Consider the following 9,465-nt stretch of genomic DNA (forward strand, 5'->3'; position numbering starts at 1 on the left):
CGTCCTAGTCGGCGACGCTGTCGGTGCTGGCCACGGCCTGCCCGCCGCGGGCAGTGATGTCCTCGACGACCTTCGCGGCCACGCCGGCGTCGCCGCCCGTGCCGTCGATGGCGACGCCGGGGTCGTTGACGACGACTTTGGCGCCTTCGGCGGCGAAGAACAACGCCTCCTCGCGCCCAATGCCGCGCCCTGCTCCGGTGATAAGGACGACGCGTCCGTCCAGACTTCCCATGTGATCACCCTTCAGTGGCTGCAGTCTATGTAGCGATTCATAGTATGCATCAATTCGGAAGATGAAATAGACTGCCCTGCGTGGTGGAGAAACAGGGATTGCGGGAGCGTAAGAAGCAGCGCACCCGGCAGGCGCTGATCGAGGCGGCGGTTCGCCTGTTCGAGGACAAGGGCTACGACCACGTGACCGTGGCTGAGATCGCCGACGCCGCGGAGGTGTCGCCCCGCACCTTCTTCCTCCATTTCCAGGCCAAGGAGGACGCGCTCCTGGCCAACGCCGACGTGCGCGTCGACCTGGCGCTGCAGGCGATCGCCGAGCGCCAGGTCGAGGAACGGCTGCCCGACGTGCTGGTGCGGGCGATGGACCTGATGATCGCCAACACCTGGGTCAGCGACCTCCCCAGCGGACTCGCGGCACTTCGGGCACGGCTGACGGCCTCAGTGCCGGCGCTGCAGGCCCGGCTGCTGCAGCGATACCTCACCGCGCAGGCCGAACTGGCCCAGGCGCTGCAACGGGCATTCCCCGACAGGCTCGACACGATCACCGCCTCCGCCCTGGTCGGCGCGATGGTGGGCGCGATCAGCGCATCCGCACTGACCGCGCTGCAGCGCGGCGACGGACCCGACGAGGTACGGAACGCCATGCGGCAGGCCATGGCCTTGGTGGCGCAATCCGTCACCTGACCGCGTCCATTCCAGCCAGATCGGCTCGGTCAGTCCTCCTCCTCTCCGTCGTCGTGCCCGCGGGCGGGTGAGCGCCTTTGCGTCAACACTGGTCCTATTTCGGGCAACCGTTTTCTTGGAGTGCCATGTTGTACGGGCGTCAGGCGGAGCAGTCGGTCATCGGCGGATCTGCCGTTCGCCGCCTTGCACCTGCTGCTGCGCCCGTTCGTCGAGCACATCGAGGCGTTGCCGCCGCAGCAGGCGGAGGCGTTGCACGGCGCGCTCGGTCTCGGCGGCGCCAGTCGGGGCGATCGTTTCCTGGTCGGTCTGGCGACGCTCTTCGTGAGCCCTCCGCTTCCTGAGCCCTCCGCCCACATCACTGCCGAGCACGCCCCAGCCTCCTGACGCCTCTGCGGCGATAATGCCTGGCGGGCCCATCCGGGAGGCACTTTATGCTCAGTGAGGCCACGCTTCGGGCCTCGCTCACTCAGCGGCAGGCGAGGCTCGATGGCAGGCCGGGACCCAGCCGACGGCTCCGTTGGTCGCGTTGTGGCCGTGGTGCCACAGGGGGCTGGCGGGCGATCACACCATGTACTGGTCGTGACGCAGGTACACGTCGGTCCACTCTTCAGGTGTGAGCTGGCGGCCGGTGGCCACGATGTCGGCGAGCTCCTCGAAGTAGGCCTCACGGGGCGCGCCCGGGGTGAAGAGGATCAGCATCGACGCGGGCTCTCCGGATTCGTTGCGGAAGGCATGCACGCCGCCCTCCGGCACGAAAAGGAAGTCACCCGGCTTGCCGTCGGCCCACTGGTCGCCGTTGAAGAGGCGGATGGTGCCGGACAGCACGTAGAACGACTCGGTCATCGTCCGGTGGAAGTGCGCACCGGGGCCGGACGGGGCCGGGCCCATCTCCCACCGGTACAGGCCGAACGCGCCGTTGGTCGAGCCACCTGTGCCGAGGTAGTGCACCTGCGTCCCAGTGCCTATTTTCAGGTCAGGCGGCCTGTTGGCCGGATGGAAGACGCCGCTGTGCTCACCGGTTTCAGCCAGGTATCGGGGCTCGGGATAGGACATGTCGGCAGGATAGCGTCAGAACGTGATCACGGTGCGGGCAACGGTCCCCTGGCGGACGTGGGCGACGGCCTCGTTGATCTGGTCGAGCGGGAGGCGCTCGGAGATCAGGCCGTCCAGGTCCAGGCGGCCTCGCAGGTATTGAGCGGCCAGCATGGGCAGGTCGCGGTGCGGCGCGGCGTCGCCGCCCTGGGTGCCCATGAGGCGGCGGGAGGCGAACAGCAGGCCCGGGTCGAGCTCCAGTGGCTGCCCCGTCGGCGGGCTGCCGACCATGACCGTGGTGCCGCCCGGCTGGGTCGCCGCGAACGCCTGCGCCAGCACGCCGGGCACTCCCGTCGCGTCGAAGGCGTAGTCGACGCCGCCCGTCACCAGCTCGGCCACCTGCTTGGGCAGGTCCCCGGCGAGCAGGGTCGCGGTGGCGCCGAACTGCAGCGCCAGCTTGAGTTTGTGCTCGGCCACGTCGGCCGCGATGATCGTGGTCGCGCCCGCGAGCACCGCGCCCTGGATGACGTTGAGTCCCACCCCGCCGCAGCCGACGACGAGGACGGAGGCGCCGGGCGGAACCTCGGCCACGTTCAGGACCGCGCCGACGCCGGTCACGACCCCGCAGGCCAGCAGGCACCCGGCGGCGAACGGCACACTTCGGCGCAGCTTCACGCACATGGCCTCGCTCACGACCGCGTACTCGGCGAACGAGCCGATGCCGATGAAGCGCCGCGTCTCCTGGCCGTCGAGGGTGATCCTGGGCAGGCCGCCCATGATGGTCGGCAGCCGGGCGGGGCCCGCGCACAGGTGGAAGCGGCCGGCACCGCACGGGCGGCAGCGGCCGCAGGGACCGTTCATCGAGATGATGACGTGGTCGCCGGGCGTGACGGAGGTGACGCCCGCGCCGACGCTCTCCACCACGCCCGAGCTCTCGTGTCCGAGGATGAACGGCAACCTGCTGACCACTGGGCTCTTGCCGTCGATGGCCTTGAGGTCGGAGCCGCACACACCGGACGCCTTGATCTGCACGCGGACCTCGCCGGGTCCAGGGTCGGCGATCTCCACCTCGCGGATCTCCATGGGCGAGTGGAACCCGGTCAGCACCGCCGCGCGCATCAGCATGCGCCACACGGTAACCCCGGTGCCGAATTGTAAGCAAGCGATTGCTAGGTAGGCCGTTGACGCCCCTTCTGGGCGAATTTACGCTTGGCGGAAAACCAAGCGAGCGCTAGGCCAAATCGCGAGGCAATCATGATCGTACGGCGGGGTGGGGCGGCGGCGCTCACGGTGGCGCTGCTCGTCACCGGGTGCGCGGCCCAGCAGAAGGCCGCGACTCAGCAGGAGGGTGCGGCCGTGCCAGGCGTGACCGGCACGACGATCAAGGTCGGCGGCGTGCTGACCAAGACCAGTGCCAGCGGATACTCGACCAAGGACGCCGAGATCGGCGCCAAGGCCAGGCTCGAGCGGGCCAACGCCGAGGGCGGTGTGCACGGACGGAAGATCGAGTTCCTCGGCGCCGAGGACGATGGGCAGGACGCGGCCAAGGGCGACGCGGCGGCCAAGAAGCTTGTGCAGAAGGACCAGGTGTTCGCCCTGGTCCCGGTGCACGCGCCCAACTTCGGCGGCGCCGCCTTCCTGGAGCAGCAGGGCGTGCCGTGGTTCGGCTGGGCGACGGGGCCGCAGTGGTGCGGCACCAAGACCGGCTTCGGCTACAACGGCTGCCTGGCGCCCAAGCAGGGTGCCGGATCGCAGACCTGGTGGGGCCGCCAGATGGCCGACCTGCTCGGCGGCGCCGAAGGGAAGAGCGTCTACGTGCAGACCAGCGACTCCAGCGGCAGCAAGTACGGCGGTACGACGATCTCCCAGTCGTTCACCGCGGCCGGCTTCAAGCTGGTCGGCGTGAACTCCGGCCTCCCGGCCGCCGCCCCGCCACCCGACTGGCTCCCGTACGTCAACAAGATCATGACCTCCAACGGCGGCAAGGCCCCCGACATCGTGGTCTCGGTGATCGCCGGCACCAAGTTCAACGTCGGCCTGTACTCGGCGCTCAAGCGCGCTGGCTACAAGGGCGTGCTCACGGACGCCACCAGCTACGACGCGGCCATCCTCAAGGACCCGGCCAGCGCGCAGGCCCTCGAGGGCGTGATCGCCGCGCCGATGTTCGAGCCCTTCGAGTCGACCGCCCCTGAGATCGCGCAGCTCAAGCAGGACGTCGAGAAGGTCGCCCCCGGCACGGTGCTCACCCAGCACCTGGCGATCGGCTACTGGGCCGCCGACATCTTCCTCGACATGCTCGACAAGACCGGCAAGGACCTGACCAGGGAGAAGTTCCTGGCCACCGGCAACGGCTCGTACGCCTACGAGAACGCCGGCTTCGGCAGGATCCAGTATCCCAAGGATCACAGCGAGCCGAACGGCTGCGGCGCCCTGGTCAAGCTGGAGAACGGCGCCTTCCAGGTGGCCAAGAGCATGAAGTGCTTCGACAACGTGCCGCTCAAATGATCCTTGGCTATGTGCTCAGCGGCCTGGTCACCGGCGCCATCTTCGCGATCATGGGGTCGGGCCTGACGCTCTCGTACGCCGCGACCGGGGTGTTCAACTTCGCCCACGGCGCGCTCGGTTTCCTGTCCGCCCTGCTGTTCTACGAGCTCACCACGGCCGCCGGGCTGCCCGCCTGGTTGTCGGCTCTGATCGCGGTGGTGCTGTTCGCGCCCGCGCTCGGGTACGTGCTGCACAAGTCCATGTTCCGCGGGCTCGCCCAGGCGGGGGAGACGGCGCAGATCGTCGCCACGATCGGGCTGACGATCGCGCTGCCCGCGCTGGGCCTGCTGGTCGTGGACCTGACCGGGCTGCCGCCCGCGGACGCGACCTCGCTGCCACGCGGCGTCGGGCCGCACCCGGCCGTGGCGTTCGACGTGCCCTTCGGCATACAGAGCGTGCGCCTGGACACCGACCAGCTCATCACGTTCGCCTTCTCGGCGGTGGCCGCGGCCGGGTTGTGGGCGTTCATGCGGCACACCCCGTACGGGCTGCGCATGCGGGCCTCGGTCGACCGCCGCCGCCTGGCCACGCTGCGGGGCATCGACGCCGACGCCACCTCGGCGCTGGCCTGGATGCTCGGCTCCGGGCTCGCGGGGCTGGCCGGGGTGCTGGCGGTGTCGGTGCTGGGGCTGGACGCGACGGCGTACACGGTGTTGTTGTTCGCCTCGGCCACGGCCGCGGTGTTCGGGCGGCTGCTGTCGATCCCCTGGACGTTCGCCGCCGGGCTGGCGCTCGGCGTGGTCCAGAACCTGGTCGCCGGCTACACCGACTTCCTGGAGGAGGTCACCGGGCTGCGTACCGCTGTGCCGGTGATCCTGCTGTTCGCCGGGCTCGTGCTGCTGAACAGGTCACGCGAGCGGATCGCGGGCAGCGCGGCCGAGGACGCCCCGCCGCCCGACCACCTGGCTGGGCTGCCACCGTGGCGGCGGCGCCTGCCCTGGGCGGTGAGCCTGGTCCTCCTGGTGGGCTTCACCTTCCTGGCGCCGGAGTACTACGTGGGGATCGCCGCGCAGGGGCTCGTGCTGGCGCTGATCTTCTGCTCGTTCGTGGTGGTGACCGGGATCGGCGGCATGGTCAACCTGGCGCAGGCGGCCTTCGCCTCGATGGCGGCGCTGACCTGCGGATGGGCGTTCTCCTCCGGGCTGCCGTTCTTCGCGGCGATCCTGCTGGGCGTGCTGGCGGCGGCCGCCGTCGGCATGCTGGTGGCGCTGCCCGCACTGCGGCTGGGCGGGCGGGTGCTGACACTCGCCACGCTGGCCCTGGCGCTGCTGGCCGACCAGGTGTTGTTCCAGGTGGACGCGTTCAGCAACGGGACCATCGGGTGGCCGCTGCCCGCGCTCGGCTTCGGCTTCGCCGACACCTCCGACCCGCGGGTGCTGGTGGTGGTGCTGCTCGTGCTCATCGGGCTCGTGGCGCTGCTGGTGCGGAACCTGGAGCGGTCCGCGTCCGGGCGGGCCATCCTGGCCGTGCGGTCCGCCCCGGCCGCCGCGACGACGTCCGGGTTGTCCGCCCCGCGTACCAAGATCATGCTGTTCGTGCTGGCGTCGGCGATCGCCGGTCTCGGCGGGGTGTTGTTCGCGGTCGCGAAGGGCTCGATCACCGCCACCGACCTGCCGGCCTTCGCCGGCTTCGTGTGGCTGGCCGTGGTGGTGCTGCAGGGGGTGCGCCGGATCGGGGGCGCGGTGCTCGGCGGGCTCATCGCGGTCGTCACGCCCGAGCTGCTGTCCACGTGGGGCTTGTCCGCGCACGTCGGGGCCATCCTGTTCGGGCTCGGCGGCATGATTCTCGCCAAGCATCCCGACGGGGTGCTCGCCCAGATGGCAGAGCTCCGCCACCGCCGCCGTACGAAGGCCACCGCCGCCCGCCCTCGCATGGAAGCAGTGGTTTCAGCGGCGGCCGATGGTACGGCGGTGGTCTCAGCAGCGGCCGACGGCGCGGCGGTGGTCCCAGCGGTGGCCGACGGCGCGGCGGTGGTTTCAGCGGTGGCCGACGGCGCGACATCAGTCCCCGTGGCGGCCGGTGGCGCGCGGTCGTTGCTCGTGCTGGACGGCATCGTCGCCGGCTACCAGGACTGCACCGTGCTGCGTGGCGTGGATCTGGCCGTCCGCCCCGGCGAGGTCGTGGCGCTGCTCGGCGCCAACGGCGCGGGCAAGTCCACCACCTGCGCGGCCGCCGCCGGCGATCTGCCGGTCGCCGCCGGCCGGATCCTGCTGGACGGTGAGGATGTCACCGCCTGGCCCGCCCACCGCAGAGCCCGCGCCGGCATCCTGCTGGCCCCCGAAGGACGCGGCGTGTTCCCGGGACTCACCGTGGAGGAGAACCTCCGGACCTGGCTGCCCGGCCCCGAACCGGTCTACGACCGGTTGCCCCAGCTGGCCGAACGCCGCGGCGTGCTCGCCGGCGCCCTGTCCGGCGGCGAGCAGCAACTGCTCACCCTCGCCCCGGCGCTGGTGCGGCCACCCCGCGTCCTGATCGCGGACGAGCCGTCACTCGGGCTGGCGCCGCTGGTGGTGCGGCAGATCTTCGAGGTGTTCGCCGAGCTGCGCGAGCGCGGGGTGGCGCTGCTGCTGGTCGAGGAGAAGGCCACGGAGGCCCTCGCCATCGCCGACCGGGTGGCGTTCATGCAGCTGGGCAGCGTCACGTGGGCCGGGCCCCGCTCCGAGGTGGACAGCGAACGGCTGGCCGCCGCTTACCTGGGGGTGCGATGACCATGCTGGCCGTTGACGGTGTGTCGGTGGCATTCGGTGGGGTCAGGGCGCTCGATCAGGTGTCGTTCGAGGTCGCCGCCGGGCAGGTCTGCGGCGTCATCGGGCCGAACGGGGCGGGCAAGACCACGCTCTTCGACGTGGTGTCCGGGCTGCGCAGGCCGAGCGCGGGGCGGGTCAGCGTGGCGGGCCGGGACGTCACCGGGATGTCGCCGGTCAAGCGGGCCAGAGCCGGGCTGCGCCGCACGTTCCAGCGCACCCAGGTGTTCGGCCGGCTCACCGTCGCCGACAACGTGCTGGCCGCGCTCGACTGGCACGGCGGCGGTGGCGGGCTCGCCGCCGACCTGGTCGGCTGGCCGGGCCGGCGGCGGCACGAGCGCGAGCGGCGCGAGCGCGTGAACGAGGTTCTGCGGCTGTGCGCACTCGACGGGCTGCGCGACGCGTACGCCGCCGCGCTCCCGGTCGGGCAGCGCCGGCTCGTCGAGCTGGCCAGGGCCCTAGCCGACCGGCCCAGGCTGCTCCTGCTCGACGAGCCCACCTCCGGACTCGACGCCGGTCAGACCACCCGCCTGGGCGCGGTCGTCAGGTCGCTGAACACGACCGTGCTGCTCGTCGAGCATGACATGGGCTTCGTCATGGACACCTGTGACCGGATCGTCGTGCTCGACCTCGGCAAGGTGATCGCCACCGGCACGCCGGCCGAGATCAGGGAGAACCCGGTCGTCCGGGCCGCCTACTTGGGCTGAGCGTGGCGCTCGGTGAACGACAGGATCTGGCGCCAGGCGTCCTGGCACGCCTCCGCCCACTCGCCGTACGAGCGGTCGAAGAACGAATGCGGAGCGCCGTCGTAAATGTGGGTCTCGTGCTCGGTGCCGACCCGGTCCAGCGCGGCCGTGAACGCGTCGAACTCCGCCGGCGTCGACGCCGTGTCCGCCCCGCCCCTGAGCAGCAGGATGGGCGCGCCCGGACCGGTCGGGGTCTCCTGGATCGCCCGGAGGGCGCCATAGAAGCCGATGCCGCCGGCCAGGCCGTTGCCCTCGAAGGCCTGCCGCCACGACTGGGCGCCGCCCATGCAGAAGCCCACCGTGAAGACCGGCCCGTCCAGTTCCTCGGTGGCCGCGCGCACGTCCGCCCTGACCTGGTCGCTGCTCAGCTGCTTGACGTGGGTCATGTAGTCGAAGTCGTCGCCGCGGTCGCCGAGGCCCGCCGTACGGCCGAAGTAGTCGATCGCGATCGTACGGAACCCCGCCTCGGCGAACCGCACCGCCAGGTCCCTGTAGAACGGGTGCAATCCGCGGACGTCAGGCATGATCACCACGCTGCGCCCGTTCCACTCGGCGGGCTCGGCCCGGTAGGCGAGGAAACGATTGCCGTCGGCGGCGGTCAGCTCTATCTGCTCATGTGAGGCCACCTCGCCCTGGATCGGCGGTGCTGGCGGCCTGCTGTCGGTGGAATGGCACATGCTGGTCAGCATGCCCACGGCGCTCCCGAATACCCGGGCCCCGGGCTTAAACCTCTGGCCCTCCATCACCTTGGACGGAATGCGAATTCATCAGATGAACGATCCGCGCATTGAGTGGATTGATTTCGCGTTTTACGCCGGCGGTGAAGGTGCCTCTCGTGGTTTCGGGAGAAAAAAGGGCGAAGAGCCATGGTGTGTCCTGGTGAACCATCCACAGGTTCGTATAGTCAAACAAGGACCATGGAGAAATCCGACCGGCGCGTCCGAGAGCTCGGACCGGCACTCAACAGCATCATCGACCGGGTGTTCGGAGAGGGGTTAGGAAATGTCATCGGGGAGTAGCAATAAGTCGGCATTGCTGGGATCGCGCCTGCAAGCAGCGCGCGAGAGGGTGTTCGTGGGCCGGGAGGAAGAGCTCGCGGTTTTCGACGCGGCGTTGTACGGCGGCGGCTGCAGCGTTCTATATGTGCACGGTCCCGGCGGCATCGGCAAGTCGGCCTTGCTGCGGCGGTTCGCGCACGAGGCCATGCTGGCCGGGCGGCCGGTGTCCACGGTCGACGGGCGCACGCTGGAGCCGTCGCCGGCGGCGTTCGAGGCCGAGGCCGAGCTGGTGCTTCGTGATGCGGACGCGGTGCTGGTGGTCGACGGCTTCGAACGCATTCAGGGCTTGGAGGGATGGTTGCGCGAGCGGTTCCTGCCGCGGGTGCCCATGGGGGCGCTGGTGGTGATCGCGGGGCGATACCCGCCGGATATGCGCTGGCAGGCGGATCCGGGATGGGCGGGGGCGCTGAAGGTGTTGCCGCTGCG

10 protein-coding genes are annotated in these 9,465 nt (G+C 70.5%); 6 read left to right on the forward strand and 4 right to left on the reverse strand.

Annotated features, from left to right (window positions below; genetic code table 11):
* Positions 1 to 4 precede the first annotated feature (4 nt).
* Positions 5 to 232: an SDR family NAD(P)-dependent oxidoreductase gene (locus Q9G87_RS57520; RefSeq protein WP_305925158.1), complete on the reverse strand. Its 228-nt coding sequence runs from the start codon at positions 230 to 232 to the stop codon at positions 5 to 7.
* Between the two features lie 80 nt (positions 233 to 312).
* On the opposite strand from Q9G87_RS57520, the gene Q9G87_RS57525 reads away from it, so the two are divergent.
* On the forward strand, positions 313 to 915 hold the full coding sequence (locus Q9G87_RS57525; RefSeq protein WP_305925159.1) for a TetR/AcrR family transcriptional regulator: 603 nt from the start codon (positions 313 to 315) through the stop codon (positions 913 to 915).
* Between the two features lie 183 nt (positions 916 to 1,098).
* Entirely contained in the window at positions 1,099 to 1,299 is a 201-nt protein-coding gene (locus Q9G87_RS57530) for a hypothetical protein (protein ID WP_305925160.1), read from the forward strand.
* Positions 1,300 to 1,476: 177 nt separating this feature from the next.
* Here Q9G87_RS57530 and Q9G87_RS57535 read toward each other — a convergent pair whose 3' ends face one another.
* Positions 1,477 to 1,968, reverse strand: a complete 492-nt coding sequence (locus Q9G87_RS57535) for a cupin domain-containing protein (protein WP_305925161.1) — start codon at positions 1,966 to 1,968, stop codon at positions 1,477 to 1,479.
* Between the two features lie 15 nt (positions 1,969 to 1,983).
* Positions 1,984 to 3,072 carry an alcohol dehydrogenase catalytic domain-containing protein gene (locus Q9G87_RS57540; protein ID WP_305925162.1) on the reverse strand — a complete coding sequence of 363 codons (1,089 nt, stop codon included), beginning with the start codon at positions 3,070 to 3,072 and terminating at the stop codon, positions 1,984 to 1,986.
* Between the two features lie 129 nt (positions 3,073 to 3,201).
* Here Q9G87_RS57540 and Q9G87_RS57545 point away from each other — a divergent pair, with 129 nt between their 5' ends.
* From Q9G87_RS57545 to Q9G87_RS57555, 3 genes are read left to right on the forward strand one after another with little or no spacing between them, the layout of a single operon-like run.
* Positions 3,202 to 4,452 (forward strand): ABC transporter substrate-binding protein, encoded by a 1,251-nt coding sequence (locus Q9G87_RS57545; RefSeq protein ID WP_305925163.1) that lies wholly within the window; start codon positions 3,202 to 3,204, stop codon positions 4,450 to 4,452.
* Positions 4,449 to 7,199 carry an ABC transporter permease subunit gene (locus tag Q9G87_RS57550; protein WP_305925164.1) on the forward strand — a complete coding sequence of 917 codons (2,751 nt, stop codon included), beginning with the start codon at positions 4,449 to 4,451 and terminating at the stop codon, positions 7,197 to 7,199. The genes Q9G87_RS57545 and Q9G87_RS57550 overlap by 4 nt, the downstream gene beginning before the upstream one ends.
* A 2-nt stretch (positions 7,200 to 7,201) precedes the next feature.
* Complete coding sequence (locus Q9G87_RS57555; protein ID WP_305925165.1) at positions 7,202 to 7,942, forward strand: ABC transporter ATP-binding protein; 741 nt, start codon at positions 7,202 to 7,204, stop codon at positions 7,940 to 7,942.
* On the opposite strand, the gene Q9G87_RS57560 is transcribed toward Q9G87_RS57555, so the two are convergent.
* On the reverse strand, positions 7,930 to 8,658 hold the full coding sequence (locus tag Q9G87_RS57560; protein ID WP_305925166.1) for a dienelactone hydrolase family protein: 729 nt from the start codon (positions 8,656 to 8,658) through the stop codon (positions 7,930 to 7,932). The two genes, Q9G87_RS57555 and Q9G87_RS57560, sit on opposite strands and share 13 nt — an antisense overlap.
* A 397-nt stretch (positions 8,659 to 9,055) precedes the next feature.
* Between Q9G87_RS57560 and Q9G87_RS57565 the strand changes: the two genes are divergently transcribed.
* Positions 9,056 to 9,465: ATP-binding protein (locus Q9G87_RS57565; RefSeq protein ID WP_371825999.1), on the forward strand; the 410-nt coding region annotated here is incomplete at its 3' end.

It is taken from the genome of Nonomuraea turcica, assembly GCF_030718205.1.
Taxonomy (GTDB): Bacteria; Actinomycetota; Actinomycetes; order Streptosporangiales; family Streptosporangiaceae; genus Nonomuraea.